The 22176-nt window shown below is 72.1% G+C and carries 15 protein-coding genes; 10 read left to right on the top strand and 5 right to left on the bottom strand.

Features of this window, described 5'->3' with window-relative positions; translation table 11 throughout:
- Positions 1-70 precede the first annotated feature (70 nt).
- Positions 71-1576 carry a 30S ribosomal protein S1 gene (rpsA, locus tag IF73_RS0101870; protein ID WP_031002689.1) on the bottom strand — a complete coding sequence of 502 codons (1506 nt, stop codon included), beginning with the start codon at positions 1574-1576 and terminating at the stop codon, positions 71-73.
- A 356-nt stretch (positions 1577-1932) separates the two neighbouring features.
- Between rpsA and IF73_RS0101865 the strand changes: the two genes are divergently transcribed.
- The gene (locus IF73_RS0101865) at positions 1933-2772 is read left to right on the top strand and encodes a class I SAM-dependent methyltransferase (protein ID WP_031002687.1); all 840 of its coding nucleotides are present in this window, start codon (positions 1933-1935) and stop codon (positions 2770-2772) included.
- A 93-nt stretch (positions 2773-2865) separates the two neighbouring features.
- Positions 2866-5424 (top strand): ATP-dependent helicase HrpB, encoded by a 2559-nt coding sequence (gene hrpB / locus IF73_RS0101860; RefSeq protein WP_031002685.1) that lies wholly within the window; start codon positions 2866-2868, stop codon positions 5422-5424.
- On the opposite strand, the gene IF73_RS0101855 is transcribed toward hrpB, so the two are convergent.
- The 3 genes from IF73_RS0101855 to IF73_RS0101845 all read right to left on the bottom strand — a co-directional run bounded on the left by IF73_RS0101855 (position 5408) and on the right by IF73_RS0101845 (position 8600).
- Positions 5408-6403 (bottom strand): DUF3068 domain-containing protein, encoded by a 996-nt coding sequence (locus IF73_RS0101855; RefSeq protein WP_031002682.1) that lies wholly within the window; start codon positions 6401-6403, stop codon positions 5408-5410. The two genes, hrpB and IF73_RS0101855, sit on opposite strands and share 17 nt — an antisense overlap.
- Before the next feature lie 9 nt (positions 6404-6412).
- Positions 6413-6553 carry an SPW_0924 family protein gene (locus IF73_RS40235; protein ID WP_107049178.1) on the bottom strand — a complete coding sequence of 47 codons (141 nt, stop codon included), beginning with the start codon at positions 6551-6553 and terminating at the stop codon, positions 6413-6415.
- 181 nt (positions 6554-6734) lie between these two features.
- Positions 6735-8600, bottom strand: a complete 1866-nt coding sequence (locus IF73_RS0101845; RefSeq protein WP_031002680.1) for a lytic murein transglycosylase — start codon at positions 8598-8600, stop codon at positions 6735-6737.
- Between the two features lie 254 nt (positions 8601-8854).
- Between IF73_RS0101845 and IF73_RS0101840 the strand changes: the two genes are divergently transcribed.
- Complete coding sequence (locus IF73_RS0101840; RefSeq protein WP_031002678.1) at positions 8855-9730, top strand: DUF4184 family protein; 876 nt, start codon at positions 8855-8857, stop codon at positions 9728-9730.
- 120 nt (positions 9731-9850) lie between these two features.
- On the opposite strand, the gene polA is transcribed toward IF73_RS0101840, so the two are convergent.
- Positions 9851-12562 (bottom strand): DNA polymerase I, encoded by a 2712-nt coding sequence (gene polA, locus IF73_RS0101835; RefSeq protein ID WP_031002676.1) that lies wholly within the window; start codon positions 12560-12562, stop codon positions 9851-9853.
- Between the two features lie 122 nt (positions 12563-12684).
- Between polA and IF73_RS0101830 the strand changes: the two genes are divergently transcribed.
- The 7 genes from IF73_RS0101830 (at position 12685) to IF73_RS0101800 (ending at position 22140) form a co-directional block, all read left to right on the top strand.
- Positions 12685-14973, top strand: coding sequence for an FdhF/YdeP family oxidoreductase (locus tag IF73_RS0101830; protein WP_031002674.1), 2289 nt, complete (start codon positions 12685-12687; stop codon positions 14971-14973).
- A gap of 64 nt (positions 14974-15037) precedes the next feature.
- The gene (locus tag IF73_RS0101825; RefSeq protein WP_031002672.1) at positions 15038-15541 is read left to right on the top strand and encodes a hotdog fold thioesterase; all 504 of its coding nucleotides are present in this window, start codon (positions 15038-15040) and stop codon (positions 15539-15541) included.
- A 721-nt stretch (positions 15542-16262) separates the two neighbouring features.
- Positions 16263-17501, top strand: coding sequence for a branched-chain amino acid ABC transporter substrate-binding protein (locus IF73_RS0101820; protein WP_031002670.1), 1239 nt, complete (start codon positions 16263-16265; stop codon positions 17499-17501).
- A gap of 117 nt (positions 17502-17618) precedes the next feature.
- Positions 17619-18548 (top strand): branched-chain amino acid ABC transporter permease, encoded by a 930-nt coding sequence (locus tag IF73_RS0101815; RefSeq protein WP_031002668.1) that lies wholly within the window; start codon positions 17619-17621, stop codon positions 18546-18548.
- Positions 18549-18553: 5 nt separating this feature from the next.
- Complete coding sequence (locus IF73_RS0101810) at positions 18554-20395, top strand: branched-chain amino acid ABC transporter permease (protein WP_031002666.1); 1842 nt, start codon at positions 18554-18556, stop codon at positions 20393-20395.
- A 3-nt stretch (positions 20396-20398) separates the two neighbouring features.
- Positions 20399-21427 carry an ABC transporter ATP-binding protein gene (locus tag IF73_RS42515; protein ID WP_031002664.1) on the top strand — a complete coding sequence of 343 codons (1029 nt, stop codon included), beginning with the start codon at positions 20399-20401 and terminating at the stop codon, positions 21425-21427.
- Positions 21424-22140, top strand: a complete 717-nt coding sequence (locus tag IF73_RS0101800) for an ABC transporter ATP-binding protein (protein ID WP_031002662.1) — start codon at positions 21424-21426, stop codon at positions 22138-22140. Before IF73_RS42515 ends, IF73_RS0101800 begins: the two co-directional genes overlap by 4 nt.
- Positions 22141-22176 lie beyond the last annotated feature (36 nt).

Genomic DNA, 22176 nt, shown 5'->3' with positions numbered 1-22176 from the left:
CCCGCTCCCCCGGAAGGGAGCGGGCCCCGGTGTGCTGCTAGCGACTAGCGCCGCTCAGCGGTGAGCCTGTTCAGCTCTGGCCGCCGGCGAGCTTCTCGCGCAGGGCGGCGAGGGCCTCGTCCGACGCCAGGGCGCCGGCGCTGTCGTCCGACTCCGAGGAGTAGGAGCCACCCGAGATGCCCGCACCGGCGTTGCCGGCGGCCGGGGCGGCAGCGCCCTCGGCAGCGGCGGCCTCGTCGGCCTCGCGGGACTTGATGACCTGCGCCTGGTGCTGCTCGAAGCGGGCCTGCGCCTCGGCGTACTGGGCCTCCCACGCCTCGCGCTGGGTCTCGTAGCCCTCGAGCCAGTCGTTGGTCTCGGGGTCGAAGCCCTCGGGGTAGATGTAGTTGCCCTGGTCGTCGTAGGACGCGGCCATGCCGTACAGGGTCGGGTCGAACTCGACCGACGCCGGGTCGGCACCGAAGGACTCGTTGGCCTGCTTCAGGGACAGCGAGATCCGGCGACGCTCGAGGTCGATGTCGATGACCTTGACGAAGATCTCGTCGTTGACCTGGACGACCTGCTCCGGGATCTCCACGTGGCGCTCGGCCAGCTCGGAGATGTGGACCAGACCCTCGATGCCCTCGTCCACGCGGACGAACGCACCGAACGGAACCAGCTTGGTGACCTTGCCGGGGACGACCTGGCCGATCTGGTGCGTGCGGGCGAACTGCTGCCACGGGTCCTCCTGCGTCGCCTTCAGCGACAGGGAGACACGCTCGCGGTCCATGTCCACGTCGAGAACCTCGACGGTGACCTCCTGGCCGACCTCGACGACCTCGGACGGGTGGTCGATGTGCTTCCAGGACAGCTCGGAGACGTGCACGAGACCGTCGACGCCGCCCAGGTCCACGAAGGCACCGAAGTTGACGATCGAGGACACGACGCCGGAGCGGACCTGACCCTTCTGGAGGGTCGTGAGGAAGGTCTGGCGGACCTCGGACTGGGTCTGCTCCAGCCAGGCGCGGCGGGACAGGACCACGTTGTTGCGGTTCTTGTCCAGCTCGATGATCTTCGCCTCGAGCTCCTTGCCCACGTAGGGCTGGAGGTCGCGGACACGACGCATCTCGACCAGGGAGGCCGGGAGGAAGCCGCGGAGGCCGATGTCGAGGATGAGACCACCCTTGACGACCTCGATGACGGTACCGGTGACGATGCCGTCCTCTTCCTTGATCTTCTCGATGGTGCCCCAGGCACGCTCGTACTGGGCGCGCTTCTTCGAGAGGATCAGGCGGCCTTCCTTGTCCTCCTTCTGGAGAACCAGGGCCTCGATCTCGTCGCCGACCTTGACGACCTCGTTGGGGTCGACGTCGTGCTTGATCGAGAGCTCGCGGCTCGGGATGACACCTTCGGTCTTGTAACCGATGTCGAGCAGGACCTCGTCCCGGTCGACCTTCACGATGACGCCGTCGACGATGTCGCCGTCGTTGAAGTACTTGATCGTCTCGTCGATCGCGGCGAGGAAGGCTTCCTCGTTACCGATGTCGTTGACCGCAACCTGCGGGGTGGTGGCGGTGGTCTCGGTGCTGCTCGTCATGTGGGAAAGGGCTCCGGTTACGGACAGAAAGTCGTAGGTACTGCTACGCCGAGAGCCCGTATCGCACTGAAGAAGCCGGACAGCTGATGAAGCACCTTCCCGGGGAACGGGGGCGCCTCGTAAACCGAGGGGACCGCAACAGGTGCGAGCGCGGCCTGCTCCGTCTGAGGCGCGCAGGCCCGCAGCGCAACCTTTAGCATACGGGGGCGGCCGGACAGGGTCAATGCGCGAAGCGCGCACCCGGGACAGAACCACGCAAACCCGGCACCAACTCGTGCCGGTCCGCGTCCACCCGTGCCTCATCGGCGGGGTCCGCCGGCAGGCGGCACTGAGCGCAAACTACATCGACGGGCGAGATGAACCAAGAGTACGAACACGAACTGCCCCTCTCCTCGGACGAGGAGGAGGCGGAGGCCACCCGGCGTGACGCCGGGGACGCGGAGAGCAGCCGGGCCAGCCGGGGCTGGTGGGACCGGAACGCCGACGAGTACCAGAGCGAGCACGGCGCCTTCCTCGGCGACGACCGGTTCGTCTGGGGTCCGGAGGGGCTGGACGAGGCCGAGGCCGGGCTGCTCGGGCCGGCGGAGGGGCTGAAGGGGCTCGACGTCCTGGAGATCGGCGCGGGCGCGGCGCAGTGCTCGCGGTGGCTGGCGGCGCGGGGCGCCCGGCCGGTGGCGCTCGACCTCTCGCACCGGCAGCTCCAGCACGCCCTGCGGATCGGCGGGGAGGTGCCGCTGGTGGAGGCGGACGCGGGGGCGCTGCCGTTCCGCGACGGCTCCTTCGACCTGGCGTGCTCGGCGTACGGGGCGGTGCCGTTCGTCGCCGATCCGGTGCGGGTCTTCCGGGAGGTGCGGCGGGTGCTGCGGCCCGGCGGCCGCTGGGTGTTCTCGGTGACGCATCCGATCCGCTGGGCCTTCCCGGACGAGCCGGGGCCGGAGGGCCTGTCGGTCGCCGCCTCCTACTTCGACCGGACGCCCTACGTCGAGCAGGACGAGTCGGGGCGGGCGGTGTACGTGGAGCACCACCGGACGCTCGGCGACCGGGTGCGGGACGTGGTGGCCGGGGGCTTCCGGCTGGTGGACCTGGTCGAGCCGGAGTGGCCGGCGTGGAACAGCCAGGAGTGGGGAGGCTGGTCGCCGCTGCGGGGGAACCTGATCCCGGGCACGGCGATCTTCGTGTGCGAGCGCGAGGACTGAGACCGGAGCCGTTCGAAGTCGGACAGTCGTACTTATAGGCGGGCCTGTGGATAACCGGGCCCGCCTTTTTCCTTCGCGTACGAGACTGAGTGCGTGATCCGACACGACGTACTCGATCTGCTTCCCGTCCGCCATGCCGTTCCCGAGCTGCTGGCCGCGCTCGCCGAGCGCGGCACGGCGGTGCTGCACGCGCCGCCCGGCACCGGCAAGACCACGCTGGTGCCGCTCGCGCTCGCGGGACTCATAGGGGACGGGCCGGGGCGGCGGGTGCTGGTGGCCGAGCCGCGCCGGATGGCGGTGCGGGCGGCGGCCGCGCGGATGGCGTGGCTGCTGGGCCAGGAGGTCGGCGGGGCGGTCGGCTTCTCCGTGCGCGGGGAGCGGCGGGCCGGGCCGGCGACCCGGGTCGAGGTGGTGACGACGGGCATCCTCCTCCAGCGGCTCCAGCGGGACCCGGAGCTCGCCGGGGTGGACGTGGTGCTGCTCGACGAGTGTCACGAGCGGCACCTGGACGCCGACACGGCCCTGGCGTTCCTGGTGGACGTACGGGCCGCGCTGCGGCCGGAGCTGGGGCTCGTCGCGGCCTCGGCGACCAGTGACGCGGAGGCGTGGGCGCGGCTGCTGACCGCCCAGGAGGGCGGCGGACCGGCGCCGGTGGTGCGCAGCGAGGGCGAGGGGCACGGGTTCGCGGTGCGTCATGTGCCGCCGCCGGCGGGGATCCGGCCGGCGCACGGCACCTGGGTGGATCCGGCGCTGCTGCGGCATGTGGCGGCGACGGTGCGGGAGGCGCTGGCGCGGCACGAGGGCGACGTCCTCTGCTTCCTGCCCGGCACGGGGGAGATCGCGCGGACGGCGGGGCTGCTCGACGGGGTGGACGCGGAGGTGCTCCAGCTGCACGGGCGGGCTCCGGCGGCGGTGCAGGACGCGGTGCTGCGGGGCGCGGGGCCGGGCGGCCGGCGGCGGGTGGTGCTGTCGACGTCGGTGGCGGAGTCGAGCCTCACGGTGCCGGGGGTGCGGGTCGTGGTGGACGCGGGGCTGGCCCGGGAGCCGCGGATGGATCACGCCCGGGGGCTCGGTTCGCTGGCGACGGTGCCGGTGTCGGCCGCGGCGGCGACGCAGCGGGCGGGACGTTCGGGGCGGGAGGCGCCGGGCACGGTGTACCGGTGCTGGGCGGAGGCGGAGGAGAGCGGCCGGGCGCGGTTCCCGGCGCCGGAGATCCGGATCGCGGATCTGGCCGACTTCGCGCTGCGGGTCGCCTGCTGGGGCGATCCGACGGCGGAGGGGCTGGCGCTGCTCGACGCGCCGCCGGCCGGGGCGCTGGCGGCGGCGCGCTCGGTGCTGGAGGCGATCGGGGCGGTGGACGCGGCGGGGAAGGCGACCGGGCGGGGCGAGCGGATGGCCCGGCTCGGTCTGCATCCGCGGCTCGGGCGGGCGCTGCTCGACGGGGCGGCCGAGGTGGGGGTGCGGCGGGCTGCCGAGGTGGTGGCGCTGCTGAGCGAGGAGCCGCCCCGGGAGTACGGGGACGATCTGACGGCCGCCTGGCGCGCGGCCCGGCGGGGCGGGGACGGGTACGGGGCGCGCTGGCGGGCGGAGGTGCGGCGGCTGGAGCGGGCGGCGGCCGCGGAGGGCGGCGCCTGGGAGGGGCGAGCCGGAGACGGCGCGGGTGCGGCCGGGGAGGACTCGGTGGCGGGGGTGGTGACGGCGCTGGCGTTCCCGGAGCGGGTGGCGCGGGCGCGGGAGCGGGACGGACATCTGATGGTGTCCGGCAGCGGGGCCCGGCTCGGTGAGGGGTCGGGCCTGCGGTCGGCGCCGTGGCTGGCGGTGGCGGTGGCGGACCGGACGGCCCGGGACGCGACGGCGCGGGTGCGGCTGGCTGCGGTGGTGGACGAGGCCGTGGCGCGGCGGGCGGCGGGGCATCTGTTCCGGGCGGGCGAGGAGGTGCGCTGGGAGGACGGCGACGTGGTCGCGCGGTCGGTGGAGCGGTTGGGGGCGGTGGAGCTGACGGTGCGCCCGCTGGGGTCGGCGGCCGATCCGGTGCTGGTGCGGGAGGCGCTGCTCGACGGGTTGCGGCGGGAGGGGACGGGGCTGCTGCGGTGGAGCCGGGAGGCGGTGGAGCTGCGGGAGCGGCTGGCGTTCCTGCGCGAGGCGGTCGGCGGGGCGTGGCCGGACGTGTCGGAGGAGGCGCTGGTGGAGCGGGCCGAGGAGTGGCTGGAGCCGGAGCTGTCGCGGGCGGCGCGGCGGGCGGACCTGGGGCGGATCGACGCCGGGGAGGCGTTGCGGCGGCTGCTGCCGTGGGCCTCGGGCGAGGCGGGGCGGCTCGACGAGCTGGCCCCTGAGCGGATCGAGGTGCCGAGCGGTTCGCGGATCCGGGTGGCGTACGGGGAGGGGCGGCCGGTGCTGGCGGTGAAGCTCCAGGAGATGTTCGGGCTGGACGGGACGCCGACGGTGGCGGGGGTGCCGGTGCTGGTGCACCTGCTCTCCCCCGCCGGGCGGCCGGCGGCGGTCACCGCGGATCTGGCCTCGTTCTGGCGGGACGGCTACCGGGCGGTGCGGGCGGAGCTGCGGGGGCGGTATCCGAAGCATCCGTGGCCGGAGGACCCGTCCTCGGCGGAGCCGACCCGGCACACGATCGCGCGGCTCAGACGGGAGGGGTGACGGGCTCCCGTTCCGTCCTCGGGGCGGTTGCGGGGGCGGGGCGGCGGGAGCGGGACTCCAGCCAGAGGGCGAGGGCGAGCAGGAGGAGGGCGAGGACGGTGAAGGTCCACGGCAGCCGGGAGACGAGGAGGAGGACGGTGGTGCGGTTGGCGGAGACCAGCTCGACGGTGTCGGCGATGTAGTCCTCGCGCATCTTCACGTGGCCGGCGAAGACGGTGACGGTGTCCTTGCCCGTGAGGGCCTTGGCGCCGCGGAGCTCCTCCTTGTGGATCTCCTCGCCGTTGACGGGGGCTCCGGTGACGGGCTCGACCCAGAACATGCGCTTGGTGGTGTACCAGCGGGTGAGGCCCATGCTCGCGATGACGTCGGGGGTGATGCCCTCGACCGGCATGGTCTTGGGCATGGGGACCTGGGTCCAGGGGATGGTCTGCTCGTAGTAGTAGACCTCCAGGCCGCGGAAGGTGCGGGTGCCCACGTAGTGGATGGGGGACGAGGTGCGGGTCTGGGCGTCGAAGTAGAGGTAGTCGCGCTTCTCGGTGAGGAAGGGCCATTTGAACTCGATGCCCTCGCGCGTGACCGGGTCGCCGTCGACCATCTCGCCCGGCACGTTCACGGGGTCCTGGGTGTGCGCGTCGAACACGTACCGCTCGGGGATCTTGGACACCATCGCGCCGTCGGGTCCCATGACGTAGGAGAGGCCGTCCCAGACGACGACGTCGCGGTCGGTGCCGCGCTCGATCCGCTTCGACTCCTCCACGTTGCCCTTGAGGGTCTGGACGATCGTGATCTTCTCGACCTCGCGGGCCTTGAGGGTGCCGTAGTCGAGGAGGGTCGCGGGGCGGGCCTCCAGGACCATCTCCTGGTACTGGTTCGGCGGGATCTTGGCCAGCCGGGGGAAGGCGTACCAGCGCAGGGTGGGGGCCATGGCGGCGAGGAAGACCGCGAGGGAGAGGAGGACGAGGCTGGCTCGGCGGCGCACGGGGGCTCCCTACTTCTTCGGGCCGGGGTCGGCGGTGAGCAGGGGTCTGGGCGAGGTGGGGCCGTCGGGCGGCAGATCGACCACGGAGACGAGCAGGACGAAGAGCAGGACGGGTACGAGTCCGATGGCGGCGGCGACGAGGGCGCGCATGTCGGCCTCCCGGCAAGTGATCTGATGGATCGTCAGGGCGGGGGCACCGTAGCAACGCGACCGTGAGATGAGAACAGCTCGTGGCGGGACGGACGGAAACGCGCGCCGCCCCCGGCGTCCCGGGAGGGACGCGGCGGGGGCGGCACGGAGAAGGGGCGGTGCGGCGGAAGGGCGGCGCGGATCAGCTCGTGGGCGACGGGCTCGTGGAGGGCGAGGCCGACGTGGAGCCGGACGCGGTGGGCGCGGGCTCGGTCGTCGGGGCCGGGTCCGGGGTCGGCTCCGTGGTGGGCGGCGTGGTGGCCGGGGCGGTGACGGTGAGCGTCAGCTTCACCGTGCCGCCGCCGGGCGCGGTGAGCCAGAGGACGTAGCCGCCGGCCTTCTCGCCCGCCACGAGGTCGCCGATGGACAGCCGGCCCTGGGCGTCGGTCTTCAGGACCCTGGTGCGGATCGGGTTGCCCGCGGCGTCCTTGCCGAAGGAGGGGCCTTCGGCGCTCTGGGTCGGCGCGTCCGTCGAGTCGGCGACCACCGCGGTGACGCTCACGCCGGCGGCGAGCGCGCCGCCGAGGCGGGCCTCGACCGTGACGTCGGCGTAGCCGGCGCCGGTCTGGGCGGTCAGGGCGGTGTCGCCGATCCGGGCGAGGGCGTCGGCCTTGCGGACCTCGACGGTCGCCTTCAGTTCGGCGGCCGGCAGGGAGCGGCCGGGGACGGTGGCGCGGATGGTGAAGGGCTCGGCCTTCGCTCCGGCGCGGAGGGCGGGGGCCTTGGCGACGCCCCGCGCGTCCGAGGTGACGGTGACCGTGGTGGCGCCGGCGGGGAAGCGGGCGTCGGTGGTGGCGGGCAGCTCGAAGCGGACGCTGACGCCGGCGACCGGGCGACCCGAGGCGTCGACGGCGGTGACGGTCGCGGCCTGGGCGAAGGTGCTCTCGGTGACCGCGGTCAGCACCGCCGTGCCGGGCTTGAGGCGCGCGACCCTGAGCGTCGGCGGGACCTCGACGGGCGTGGCGACGGGAGGCCGGGTCGGGTCGGTGACCGGCGGCTTCGTCGGCTCGGTCGGCTTCGGCGAGGGCGTGACCGGGGTCGTCTCGGTGGGCTTCGGCGACGGCTTCTGCGGCGAGGGGGTGGGGCTCGGGGAGGGCGAGGGCGGCGCGGCGGACTCGGACGGGCGGACCGTCCTGCCGGTGACGGGCCGGTCGCTGCGGTCGACCGGGAGGACGCCCGTGCCGTCCGGGACGGTGTGGGCGCCGCGCCCGTAGTACTCGAACCAGGAGAGGACGGTGTTCAGGTACTCCGTGGAGCGGTTGTAGCTGAGGATCGCCCGGTCGAGGTCGGCCTTGACGGCCAGGTTCCGGCCGTCGGCGCACAGGTACATGCCAGCGGCCTGGGCGGCGTCGTAGATGTTGTTGGGGTCCTTCTTCCCGTCGCCGTTGGCGTCCTGGCCCCAGGTGGCCCAGGTGGACGGGATGAACTGCATGGGGCCGACGGCGCGGTCGTGGGTGGTGTCGCCGTCGAAGGCGCCGTCGTCGGTGTCCGAGATGTTGGCGAAGCCGACACCGTCGAGGACCGGTCCGAGGATCGGGGCGAGGGTGGTGCCGTTGGCGTCCACGCGGCCGCCGCGGGCCTGGCCGGACTCGACCTTGCCGATGCCGGCGAGGAGCTGCCACGGCAGGTTGCAGGAGGGGTCGGTGGCGCGGACCGACGCCTCGGCGCGGCGGTAGGCGGCGAGGACGGTCGCGGGTATGCCGGCGGCGGCGGGGCCGGTGACGATCGGCAGCTGGGGCGAGTGGGGCAACGCGCCGGGCAGGTTCGGCGAGTTCAGCGGCGGCAGGTCGGTGTAGTACGGCGAGTCGCCGGTCGCCGAGCCGCCGTCGAGGCCGCCGGCCGGGCTGGTGGCGTCGCCGGCGCCGACGGCCCGGTCGCCGTTGAGGTTGTCGGTCGGCGGCGGGATCGCTCCCGGCCCCTGCGAAGCGGCCAGCGCCGCGACCGCGGCCGCCACGATCGCTCCGCTCGTGGCGCCCCTGCGCAGGCGACGGCCGAATTGCGCTGCCATACCGTGCACCCCTCCCCAAATCGACTGGAACCGCACGCTCCCCGCGTGTGGCCTCAGGCGACCCTATGCGATGTACGTATCACCGGACACCAGCGCCTGACCGGGTTTCACGCTTTCGTCACCCCTTGGCCTCCCGTCGGCCGGACACGGAGGTCCGGACTCCGGGGTCCGGAGGCACCCCCGGGAACCATCCGGGCGGCGCGGCGCCTCTTGCCGGGCGGGCCGATCATCCGTACGACCGGGAGGTTCCTTCCGTGCCCTTCACCCTGAGTCACGCCGCCGCGGTGCTGCCGGCGCTACGGCGGGACGGGACCGCGCGCGGACCGCTCGTCGCCTCCGCCCTGGTCGCCGGCAGCTTCGCCCCCGACCTCACCTACTTCGCGGCGACGGCGGTGCCCGGGGCGATGGAGTTCGGGGAGGTGACCCACTCCCCCGCCGGGATCGTCACCGTCGACGTGCTCGTCGCCGCCGTCCTGGTGGGGCTCTGGCTGATGGTCCGTGAGCCGCTGGTCGGGCTGCTGCCGGGGCGGTGGCGCGGTCCGGTGCACGCGCTGGTCCGCGGCCGGCCGTGGCGGGGGCGGAAGCCGGCCGGGCTCGCCCTCGCGTTCGCCGGGTCGGCGGCGCTCGGCGCGGCCACGCACGTCGTCTGGGACACCTTCACCCACATCGACCGGTGGGGGACGCGGACGATCCCGTTCCTGGCGGAGGTCGTGGCCGGGTTCCCGGTCTACCAGTACGCGCAGTACGGGGGCTCGGCACTGGCGCTGGGGCTGCTCGGCTGGTTCACGGCCCGGGCGCTGCGGTCGGTGCCGGCCGGGGCGGAGCCGACCGCCGCGGTGCCGGTGCCGGGCCGGCGCGGGCGGCGGGCGGCGGTGCTGCTGATCGGGGGCTGTGTGCTCGCCGGGGTCGCGCACCGGGTGCTGCGCTGGGCGGCGTACTGGGGCTGGGACCGGATCGAGAACCCGCTCGACATCATCCCGACCGCCTGTTTCGGTGCGGGCGCGGGGCTCGTCGCGGGGCTCCTGCTGTACGGGACGGCGGCCCGGCTGCGAGGGCGGGGAGCGGTCCCCGCCCCCGGTCCGGCGGAGGAGGGAGTCCCGGCCGGCCGTACGGCGCGCTCCCGTCCGTGAGTTCGCCGATCCGGGCCTCCTGGGTGAGGCCGCGGGGCCGGCCCCGGAGTGGCCACCTGGCGCACACGCCGGTGGCCGCGGCCCGCGAGGGCGTGCGGCCACCGGTGGAGCGCCGTGGGCTCAGTGCGCGGCCGAGTCCCAGTCGGGGCCGACGCCGACCGAGACGTCGAGCGGGGCGCGGAGGTCGGCGGCGGCCGACATCTGCTCGCGGACCAGGGCCTCGACCCGCTCGCGCTCGCCGGGGGCGATCTCCAGGACGATTTCGTCGTGGACCTGGAGGAGCATCCGGGAGGCGAGACCGGCCTCGGTGAGTGCCTGGTCGACCTTGAGCATGGCGACCTTGACGATGTCGGCGGCGGTGCCCTGGATCGGGGCGTTGAGCGCCATCCGCTCGGCGGCCTCGCGGCGCTGGCGGTTGTCGCTGTTGAGGTCCGGCAGGTAGCGGCGGCGGCCGAGCATGGTCTCGGTGTAGCCGGTGGCGCGGGCCTCGTCGACGACCCGGCGCAGGTAGTCCCGCACGCCGCCGAAGCGCTCGAAGTAGGTGTCCATCAGGCCGCGGGCCTCGCCCGGGTCGATGTTCAGCTGCTGCGAGAGGCCGAAGGCGGAGAGGCCGTAGGCGAGGCCGTACGACATGGCCTTGATCTTGCGGCGCATCTCGGCGTCGACGGCGGACCGCTCGACGCCGAAGACCTGGGAGGCGACGGTGGTGTGCAGGTCCTCGCCGGAGGTGAACGCCTCGATCAGGCCCTCGTCCTCGGAGAGGTGGGCCATGACGCGCAGCTCGATCTGGCTGTAGTCGGCGGTCATGAGGGACTCGAAGCCCTCGCCGACGACGAAGCCGTGCCGGATGGCGCGGCCCTCGTCCGTCCGCACCGGCACGTTCTGCAGGTTCGGGTCGGTGGAGGAGAGACGGCCGGTGGCGGCGACGGTCTGGCTGAAGGTGGTGTGGATCCGGCCGTCGGCGGCGACGGTCTTGATCAGGCCCTCGACGGTGGAGCGCAGCCGGGCCTGCTCGCGGTGGCGGAGCATGATGACCGGCAGCTCGTGCTCGGTCTGGCCGGCCAGCCAGGCGAGCGCGTCGGCGTCGGTGGTGTAGCCGGTCTTGGTCTTCTTGGTCTTCGGGAGGTTGAGCTCGCCGAAGAAGACCTCCTGGAGCTGCTTGGGCGAGCCGAGGTTGAACTCGTGGCCGACGGAGGCGTGGGCCTCCTTGACGGCCTGCTGCACGGCGCCGGCGAACTGCTGCTCCATGGCCTCCAGGTGGTCGCGGTCGGCGGCGATGCCGTGCCGCTCCAGGCGGGCGAGGAGGACGGAGGTGGGCAGCTCCACGTCGTACAGCAGCCCGCGGGCGCCGACCTCGTCGAGCTTGGTCTCGAAGGCGGTGCCGAGGTCGAGGACGGCGCGGGCCTGGGTCATCAGGGCCTCGGCCTCGGCATGGTCCTCGGCGCCGAAGGCGAGCTGGCCCTCGGAGGCGGCGGCGGGGGCGAGCTCCCGGCCGAGGTACTCCAGGGAGAGGGCGTCCAGGGCGAAGGAGCGGCGGCCGGGCTTGACCAGGTAGGCGGCGAGCGCGGTGTCCATGGTGACGCCGGCGACGCTCCAGCCGTGCTCGGGGAAGACCCGGAGGGCGCCCTTGGCGTTGTGCAGGACCTTGGGGCGCGCGGGGTCGGCGATCCAGGCGGACCAGGCCCGCTCGTCGGCCTCGTCCAGCTCGCTGGGGTCGAACCAGGCGGCCTCGCCGCCGGCGCCGGCCAGGGCGATCTCGGAGACGCTGCCGGTGCCGAGCGCCCAGCTGTCGACGGTGGCGACGCCGAGGGGCTGCTCGCCGTGGGCGGCCAGCCAGGGGGCGAGCTCGCCGGAGCCGAGGACGGTGAAGTCGAGCTCGACGCCGGGGGCGGGGGCCGGCTCGGCGGCCTCGGCGGAGCCGGGGTCGACGGCGAGCAGCCGCTCGCGCAGCGAGGGGTTGCGGATCTCCAGGGTGTCGAGGACCAGGGCGACGGCCTTGCGGTCGTACGGCTCGCGGGCCAGGTCGGCGACGGTCTTCGGCAGCTCGACGTCCCGGACCATCTCGGTGAGGACGCGGTTGAGCTTGACGGACTCCAGGTGGTCCCGGAGGTTCTGCCCGGCCTTGCCCTTGACCTCGTCGGCGCGCTCGACCAGCTCGGCGAAGGAGCCGAACTGGTTGATCCACTTGGCGGCGGTCTTCTCGCCGACGCCGGGGATGCCCGGGAGGTTGTCGGACGGGTCGCCGCGCAGGGCGGCGAAGTCCGGGTACTGGGAGGGGGTGAGGCCGTACTTCTCCTGGACCTTCTCCGGGGTGAAGCGGGTCAGCTCGGAGACGCCCTTGGTGGGGTAGAGCACGGTGGTGTGGTCGGTGACCAGCTGGAAGGAGTCCCGGTCGCCGGTGACGATGAGGACCTCGAAGCCGGCGGCCTCGGCCTGGGTGGCGAGGGTGGCGATGACGTCGTCGGCCTCGAAGCCGTCGACGGCGAACCGCGGCGCGTTCATGGCGTCGAGGAGCTCGCCGATCAGCTCGACCTGCCCCTTGAACTCGTCGGGGGTCTTCGAGCGGTTCGCCTTGTACTCGGGGAACTCCTGCGAGCGCCAGGTCTTGCGGGACACGTCGAAGGCGACGGCGAAGTGCGTGGGCGCCTCGTCGCGCAGGGTGTTCGCCAGCATCGACGCGAAGCCGTAGATCGCGTTCGTCGGCTGCCCGGTCGCGGTGGTGAAGTTCTCCGCGGGGAGCGCGAAGAACGCCCGGTACGCGAGCGAGTGCCCGTCCATGAGGAGCAGGCGGGGGCGGGTGTCTGCGGGGTTCTTCGATGCTGTCTCGGCCACACGACGATCCTGCCACGGACCACCGACAATCCCGTCCACACCGGTCGGGGTGCCGGGCTGTCGGCGGTCCGTGACAGGATCGGAGACGTACGCCACAGGTCGATCGCTCAAGGGAGAGCGCGATGGTCAGCAAGCCGCCGGCCGGTGACCCGGTCCAGGACGCACCGCAGGTCACGCCGCCGCAGCACGCCGCAGCCGGCCTGCCCGCCATCGGGCACACCCTCCGGATCGCGCAGGAGCAGATGGGCGCCGTCCGCACGGCGCGGACGCTGCTCAAGGTCAATCAGAAGGACGGCTTCGACTGTCCGGGCTGCGCCTGGCCGGAGGGCGACAAGCGGCACCTGGCGGAGTTCTGCGAGAACGGGGCGAAGGCGGTCGCCGAGGAGGCGACGCTGCGGCGGGTGACGCCGGAGTTCTTCGCCGCGCACCCGGTGGCCGAGCTGGCCGAGCGGAGCGGCTACTGGCTGGGCCAGCAGGGCCGGATCACCCAGCCGATGTACCTGCCGGAGGGCGCCGACCGCTACGAGCCGGTGACCTGGGAGCGGGCCTTCGCGATCATCGCGGAGGAGCTGACCGCGCTCTCCTCCCCCGACGAGGCGCTCTTCTACACCTCGGGCCGGACCAGCAACGAGGCCGCGTTCCTGCTCCAGCTCTTCGCGCGCGAGTTCGGCACCAACAACCTGCCGGACTGCTCGAACATGTGCCACGAGTCCTCGGGCTCGGCGCTGACCGAGACGATCGGCATCGGCAAGGGCAGCGTCTCCCTGGAGGACCTGCACCGGGCGGACCTGATCATCGTGGCGGGGCAGAACCCGGGCACGAACCATCCGCGGATGCTGTCGGCGCTGGAGAAGGCGAAGGCCGGGGGCGCGCGGATCATCTCGGTGAACCCGCTGCCGGAGGCGGGTCTGGAGCGGTTCAAGAACCCGCAGACCCCGCAGGGCATGCTGCGGGGCGCGGCGCTCACCGACCTCTTCCTGCAGATCCGGATCGGCGGCGACCAGGCCCTCTTCCGGCTGCTCAACAAGCTGGTCCTGGAGACGCCCGGGGCGGTCGACGAGGAGTTCGTACGGGACCACACCCACGGCTTCGAGGAGTTCGCGGCGGCGGCCGGGGAGGCCGGCTGGGAGGAGACCCTCGCGGCGACGGGGCTGTCCCGCGCGGAGATCGAGCGGGCCCTGGAGATGGTGCTGGCCTCGGAGCGGACGATCGTCTGCTGGGCGATGGGCCTGACCCAGCACAAGCACTCCGTGCCGACCATCCGCGAGGTGGTCAACCTGCTGCTGCTCCGGGGGAACATCGGGCGGCCCGGTGCGGGCGTGTGCCCGGTCCGCGGGCATTCCAATGTGCAGGGCGACCGGACGATGGGCATCTTCGAGCGTCCGGCGCCGGCCTTCCTGGACGCGCTGGACAAGGAGTTCGGGATCGTCTCGCCGCGCCACCACGGCTTCGACGTGGTGCGGTCGATCCAGGCGCTGCGGGACGGCGAGGCGAAGGTGTTCTTCGCGATGGGCGGGAACTTCGTCGGCGCCACCCCGGACACGGAGGTCACGGAGGCGGCGATGCGCAACGCGCGGCTGACCGTGCACGTGTCGACGAAGCTGAACCGCTCGCACGCGGTGACCGGCCGGCGGGCGCTGATCCTGCCGACGCTGGGGCGCACGGACAAGGACGTGCAGAAGAGCAGGCGGCAGTTCGTGACGGTCGAGGACTCGATGGGGCTGGTGCACGCCTCGCGCGGCAATCTGCCGCCGGCGAGTCCGCATCTGCTCTCGGAGCCGGCGATCGTGGCCCGGATGGCACGGGCGGTGCTGGGCGAGGGGTCGGCGACGCCGTGGGAGGCGTTCGAGGCGGACTACGCGGCCGTCCGGGACCGGATCGCGCGCGTGGTGCCCGGTTTCGAGGACTTCAACGCGCGGCTGGCGGCGAACCCGGGCGGTTTCGCGCTGCCGCACGCGCCCCGGGACGAGCGGCGCTTCCCGACGAAGACCGGGAAGGCCAATTTCACGGCGGCGCCGGTGGAGTACCCGAAGGTGCCGGAGGGGCGGCTGCTGCTGCAGACGCTGCGTTCGCACGACCAGTACAACACCACGATCTACGGTCTGGACGACCGCTACCGGGGGATCCGGGGCGGCCGCCGGGTGGTGCTGGTGCACCCGGAGGACGCGGCGGCGCTGGGCTTCGCCGACGGGGTGTACGCGGATCTGGTGAGCGAGTGGTCGGACGGCAGCGAGCGGCGGGCGCCCGGTTTCCGGGTGGTGCACTATCCGACCGCGCGGGGGTGCGCGGCGGCGTACTACCCGGAGACCAACGTGCTGGTGCCGCTGGAGTCGACGGCCGACATCAGCAACACCCCCGCGAGCAAGTCCGTGATCGTGCGTCTGGAAGAATCGCCGCAACCGTCCGCCTAAGCGCTTGCTCAGCCAGCGGGAGGGCGGGAAGGATCAGCCGTACGACGACGAACGGAGCCGGGTCATGGGTGAGCAGCAGCACGTGAAGTTCCCGCAGGAGGTCATCGACGAGTACGCCGCGCTCGGCGTGGATCTGCCGGCACTCTTCTCGGCGGGGCACCTGGGGAACCGGATGGGCGTCCAGATCCTGGAGGCGTCGGCGGAGAAGGTCGTCGGCACCATGCCGGTGGAGGGCAACACCCAGCCGTACGGGCTGCTGCACGGCGGCGCCTCGGCGGTGCTCGCGGAGACGCTCGGTTCGGTGGGTTCGATGCTGCACGGCGGCTCGTCGAAGATCGCGGTCGGCGTGGACCTGAACTGCACCCATCACCGGGGCGCGCGGAGCGGTCTCGTGACCGGTGTGGCGACGCCGGTGCACCGCGGGCGGTCGACGGCGACGTACGAGATCGTCATCAGCGACGAGCAGGGCCGCCGGGTCTGCTCGGCGCGTCTGACCTGCATGCTGCGGGAGATCGGTCCGCTCGACGCGGGCAGCCTGCCGCAGGAGGCGAGGCTCAACGGCGCCTGAGCCGGGGCCGGTCGGCCGGTTTCACGAAGGGGGCGGTACGCGGAGGCGTACCGCCCCCTTCGGCGTGTCCGGCACCGGATCGCCGGCGGCCGACCGGTCCGTGCCCCACGGGCGTCGGACCCGCGTCCGTCACCGTGCGCGCATCAATTCCCGTCCCCTCAGGGCGTTTTCACGCCAGCCCCTCCCAACTCCCGGGCCTCGGAGGTACGTTCGAAAGCGAGGGGATCCGGCCGATCGCGGGGGCGGCCGCCCGCCCCGCCGCCACCCCGCTTCCGTCACCCTCCGTGATCACGGAGGCGAGGTGCCGAGGAGGGGCCGAGGCTTGACATCCGTCCGCTCAGTTCGGGCGCCCTGTCCGATATCCGGAGAGTCGGCGAAGTTCCGCGTCAGTACCAAGATTCACTCAAGCCCCTTAGCGGAACTGGGCGTTCTCAGCATGTGAACACCTTGTTACACGTCGCTATGCCCGGATTTAGACCGACCTCTCAGCCCCGCTCACCCCGTCGGCATAACAAGACAGTCACATCCTTCACTCGCCGCTCCCCGACCCTCCCCACCTGCGCTTAGAGTCACCGCCAGTCACCGCGCCACTGGGCGCGACCTACTGCACGGCCTCGTACCAGCACTCAGTACGGCCCGGCAATCACCAACGGCACCTCTTGCTCCGCAGCTCCACGGCACCGCCTCGGCAGAGGGGGCCGCGCCAGGGAAAGGACCCTTCGTGCGAAACCGTTCGTTGCTCATACTCACCACCGCGGTCACCGCGGGAGCACTCACCCTCACCGCCTGCGGTTCGCGCGACGACAAGGGCGGCGACGGCTCCAACGCGGGCGGCGGCATCACCGTCACCATCGGTCTGGACGCCCCGCTCACGGGCGAGCTGACCGCCCTCGGCCTGGGCATCAAGAACTCGGCCGACCTCGCGGTCAACACGGCCAACAAGAAGGAGTACGTCAAGGGCGTCACCTTCAAGCTGGTCGCCCTGGACGACCAGGCCCAGCCGTCGTCCGGCCAGCAGAACGCCACCAAGCTGGTCGCCGACAAGTCCGTCCTCGGCGTGGTCGGCCCGCTGAACTCCGGCGTCGCCGAGTCCATGCAGAAGGTCTTCGACGACGCGAAGCTGGTCCAGGTCTCCCCGGCCAACACCAACCCGTCGCTGTCCCAGGGCCCGAACTGGGCCTCCGGTGACAAGAAGCGCGGCTACAAGTCGTACTTCCGCACGGCCACCACGGACGCCATCCAGGGCCCGTTCGCCGCCCAGTACGTCTTCAAGGACGCCAAGAAGACCAAGGCGTTCATCATCGACGACAAGAAGACCTACGGCGCCGGCCTCGCGGGCACCTTCAAGGGCGAGTTCGAGAAGCTCGGCGGCAAGGTCGTCGGCACCCAGCACATCGACCCGGACACCAAGGACTTCTCCGCGGTCGCCACCCAGGTCAAGAGCTCCGGTGCGGACGTCGTCTACTACGGTGGCGAGTACCCGGCCGCCGGCCCGCTGGCCAAGCAGATCAAGGAGGCCGGCGCCAAGGTCACCGTCGTCGGCGGTGACGCGCTCTTCTCCCCCGAGTACGTCAAGCTCGCGGGTGCCGCCGCGGCCGAGGGCGACATCGCCACCTCCGTCGGCGCCCCGATCGAGTCCCTCGCCTCCGCCAAGGAGTTCCTGGCCAACTACAAGGCCGCGAACTACAAGGAGGCGTTCGAGGCGTACGGCGGCTACTCCTACGACTCGACCTGGGCCATCATCGAGGCCGTCAAGAAGGTCGTCGAGGGCAACGGCGGCAAGCTCCCGGACGACGCCCGCGCCAAGGTCGTCGAGGCCGTCCAGGGTGTCTCCTTCGAGGGCGTGACCGGCTCGGTCGCCTTCGACGAGTTCGGTGACACCACCAACAAGCAGCTCACCGTCTACCAGGTCACGGGCGGCGCCCACAAGCCGGTCAAGTCCGGCACCTTCGGCGGCTGATCCTCAGCTCCACCCCACTCAGCACCACTCAGCACCACCTTTCACCGCGCGGGGGGCCGCACACCACAGGCACCCCGCGCGGTGTCATATCCGTCGAAAGTCTCGGAGGACAATGCGGTGAACGAACTGCCGCAGCAGCTGGTCAACGGCCTGCTACTGGGATCCATGTACGGGCTGGTCGCCGTCGGCTACACGATGGTCTACGGCATCGTCCAGCTCATCAACTTCGCCCACGGCGAGATCTTCATGACCGGCGGCTTCGGGGCCCTGACGGTCTGGCTCATCCTGCCCGGCGGCACCAGCATGTGGGTCGCGCTGCCCCTCATGATCATCGGTGCCGTGATCGTCGCGACGGCGATAGCCGTCGGAGCGGAACGGTTCGCCTACCGCCCGCTCCGTGGCGGCCCGCGCCTCGCGCCGCTCATCACGGCCATCGGCCTCTCGCTCGCCCTGCAGTACGCCGTCTGGGTCTGGTACCCGGAGGCCAAGTCCGCCCGGACCTTCCCGCAGATCCCCGGCGGCCCGATCGAGCTGGGCTCGGTCACCATCCAGACGGGTGACATCTTCCTGGTGATCGCGGCCCCGATCTGCATGGCCTTCCTCGCCTTCTTCGTCATGCGCACCCGCACCGGGCGCGGCATGCAGGCCACGGCGCAGGACCCGGACACCGCGAAGCTCATGGGCGTCAACACCGACCGGATCATCGTGATCGCGTTCGCCCTCGGCGCCGTGTTCGCCGCCGTCGGTGCCGTCGCCTACGGCCTCAAGTACGGCGTCGTCGACTACAAGATGGGCTTCCTCCTCGGACTCAAGGCGTTCACCGCCGCCGTCCTCGGCGGCATCGGCAACATCTACGGCGCCATGATCGGCGGCCTCGTCCTCGGCGTCGCCGAGACGATGGCGACCGCCTACGTCGACCAGATCCCCGGTATGGAGCAGCTCGGCGGCCAGTCCTGGGCCAACGTCTGGGCCTTCGTACTCCTCATCGTCGTCCTCCTCGCCAGGCCCCAGGGTCTGCTCGGCGAGCGCGTCGCGGACAGGGCGTGAGCACCATGACCACCATCTCCGAGAACCCCCAGGCCCCCGCCGCCACGGAGACCGCGAAGACCGCCGACCGCGGCCTGATCGGCCTCATGCCGGAGCCGATCGCCCGCGCCGTCGTGCTCGGCGGCTCCCTCCTCACCATCGCGAGCTGCTTCCTCGCCTGGACCTGGGACCCCGGCTTCCCGGGCGACCTCACCGTGTACGGCTACCCCGCCGGCCTCCAGCTCCAGGTCCTGCTGCTCGGGGCCCTGACCGCCCTCTTCGCCCTCTCCTCCTACGGGATCAAGGGGCTCGGCTGGCTGACGCCGGCCGGCGCCGACGCCGCCATCAAGTTCGGCGCGCTGGCCTCCTTCGCCACCGCCTGGTTCACCCTCGGCGCGATCAGCGTCCAGCTCGGCGGCCTGGTCAACCTGGAGCCCGGCGGCGCCGTGCTCGCGGTGGCCACCCTGGCCACCCTGCTCGCCGCCCTCGACCTGCCGTTCACCCGGCCGGCCGTGCTGCCGGTCGACCCGGAGGACACCCGCTGGGACCAGCACAGGCAGCAGCGGCGCAACCACTGGGCCGCCGTCAAGGCCGCCTTCTCCGCGCCCCAGCCGGTGCGCAAGCTCCCGCCGCTGTCGTCCACCGTCGAGATCCTGATCATCGCCGTGGTCCTCGGCCTGGCGCTCGGCGTCTTCACCTACGGCATCGGCACCGAGTACGACGAGCTGTTCCTCGGCTTCCTGATCACGGCCGGCCTCGGCTTCGCCGCGATCAGCGCCTCCGGCCTCCTCAAGCAGGCCACGCAGCTCACCTCGAAGCACCAGAACCTGTCGATCGCGGGCGCGTTCATCGCCGCGGCGCTGTTCCCCTTCACCCAGACCGACGACCAGTACGCGACGCTCGGCGTCTACATCCTGATCTTCGCCACGGTCGCCCTGGGCCTGAACATCGTCGTCGGCCTCGCCGGTCTGCTCGACCTCGGTTACGTGGCCTTCCTCGGCGTCGGCGCCTACGCGGCGGCCCTCGTCTCGGGCGCCCCGACCTCCCCCTTCGGCGTCCACTTCCCCTTCTGGGCGGCGGTCCTGGTCGGCGCCGCGGCCTCGGTGGTCTTCGGTGTCCTGATCGGCGCCCCGACCCTGCGGCTGCGCGGCGACTACCTCGCCATCGTGACGCTCGGCTTCGGTGAGATCTTCCGCATCGCGGTGATGAACACCGACGGCACCTCGGGCCCGGACATCACCAACGGCTCCAACGGCATCGCGTCCATCCCGAACCTGAACTTCTTCGGGTTCGACTTCGGGCAGACGCACACCATCGCCGGCTTCACCATCGGCCGCTTCGCCAACTACTTCTTCCTGATGCTGCTGATCATGGCGGTCGTCGTGCTGGTCTTCCGGCGCTCGGGCGACTCCCGCATCGGCCGCGCCTGGGTGGCGATCCGCGAGGACGAGACCGCCGCGCTCGCGATGGGCATCAACGGCTTCCGCGTGAAGCTGATCGCCTTCGCGCTCGGTGCCGGTCTGGCCGGCCTCGCCGGTACGGTGCAGGCCCACGTCACGTACACGGTGACGCCGGAGCAGTACCTCTTCGCCGGTCCCATCCCGCCCAACTCCGCCTTCCTGCTCGCGGCCGTCGTCCTCGGCGGCATGGGCACGATGAGCGGCCCGCTGGTCGGCGCGGCCCTGCTCTTCCTCATCCCGAACAAGCTCCAGTTCATGGGCGAGTACCAGCTGTTCGCCTTCGGCGTGGCGCTCATCCTGATCATGCGCTTCCGTCCGGAGGGCATCGTGGCCGACAAGCGCCGTCAGCTGGAGTTCCACGAGCACGACGAGCAGCCGGCCGCTGAGCCCGCCAAGGCAGGTGCCTGAACCATGACGACCACCACCACCGAGGCCGGTGCCACCACGGAGCCGGCCGCCCGCGAGACCGTGCTGGACGCGCGCGGGGTCACCATGCGCTTCGGCGGCCTGACCGCCGTCCGCGACGTGAACCTCACCGTCAACAGCGGCGAGATCGTCGGTCTGATCGGCCCGAACGGCGCCGGCAAGACCACCTTCTTCAACTGCCTCACCGGTCTGTACGTGCCCACCGAGGGCGAGGTCCGCTACAAGGGCCAGGTCCTGCCGCCGAAGTCCTTCAAGGTCACCGCGGCCGGCATCGCCCGTACCTTCCAGAACATCCGTCTCTTCAACAACATGACGGTCCTGGAGAACGTGCTCGTCGGCCGGCACACCCGCACCAAGGAGGGCCTCTGGTCCGCCCTGCTGCGCGGTCCGGGCTTCAAGAAGGCCGAGGCGGCCTCCGAGAAGCGCGCGATGGAGCTCCTGGAGTTCGTCGGTCTGGCGCACAAGGCGCAGCTCCTGTCGAAGAACCTGCCGTACGGCGAGCAGCGCAAGCTGGAGATCGCCCGTGCGCTGGCGAGCGACCCGGGTCTGATCCTGCTGGACGAGCCGACGGCGGGCATGAACCCGCAGGAGACCCGTGCGGCGGAGGAACTCATCTTCGCGATCCGGGACATGGGCATCGCCGTGCTCGTCATCGAGCACGACATGCGCTTCATCTTCAACCTGTGCGACCGGGTCGCCGTGCTCGTGCAGGGCCAGAAGCTGATCGAGGGCGACAGCCAGACCGTCCAGAGCGACGAGCGGGTCATCGCCGCGTACCTCGGCGAGCCGATCGAGGAGGCGCCGAAGGCCGCCGCTCCGGCGGCTCCCGAGGCGGAGACCCCCGAGGCGGAGACCGAGGCCGAGGAGACCGAGGCCGAGGACGACGCTCCGGCGGACGAGGCCCCGGCGGACGACGAGGCCCCGGCGGAGGAGACCCCGGCCGAGGACGACACCCCGGCGGACGCGGCGGACGCCGCGAAGGACGCCGCTCCGGGCAAGGAGAACGACGCATGACCGCACTGCTCGAAGTCGAGGACCTGCGCGTCGCCTACGGAAAGATCGAGGCCGTCAAGGGCATCTCCTTCTCCGTGGAGGCGGGCGAGGTCGTCACCCTCATCGGCACCAACGGCGCCGGCAAGACCACCACCCTGCGGACCCTCTCCGGGCTCCTCAAGCCGGTCGGCGGGCAGATCAAGTTCGAGGGCAAGTCCCTCCGCAAGATCCCCGCGCACAAGATCGTCTCGCTGGGTCTGGCCCACTCCCCCGAGGGCCGGCACATCTTCCCGCGCATGACCATCGAGGAGAACCTCCTCCTCGGCGCCTTCCTCCGGAAGGACACCGCCGGCATCGCCAAGGACGTGCAGCGCGCCTACGACCTCTTCCCGATCCTGGGCGAGCGTCGCAAGCAGGCGGCCGGCACGCTCTCCGGCGGTGAGCAGCAGATGCTCGCCATGGGCCGGGCGCTGATGTCCCAGCCCAAGCTGCTCATGCTCGACGAGCCCTCCATGGGTCTGTCGCCGATCATGATGCAGAAGATCATGGCGACCATCGCCGAGCTGAAGGCCCAGGGCACCACGATCCTGCTCGTCGAGCAGAACGCCCAGGCCGCGCTGGCGCTGGCGGACCACGGTCACGTGATGGAGATCGGCAAGATCGTGCTCTCGGGCACGGGCGGCGACCTCCTGCACGACGAGTCCGTCCGCAAGGCGTACCTCGGCGAGGACTGAGTCCGGTACGACGACGAGAAGGCCCGCCCCGCATCG

Source organism: Streptomyces sp. NRRL F-5727, from assembly GCF_000719555.1.
Taxonomy (GTDB): domain Bacteria; phylum Actinomycetota; class Actinomycetes; order Streptomycetales; family Streptomycetaceae; genus Streptomyces.
Note: the sequence above shows the minus strand (reverse complement) of the source record. Positions and strands in the feature narration are given on the sequence as shown.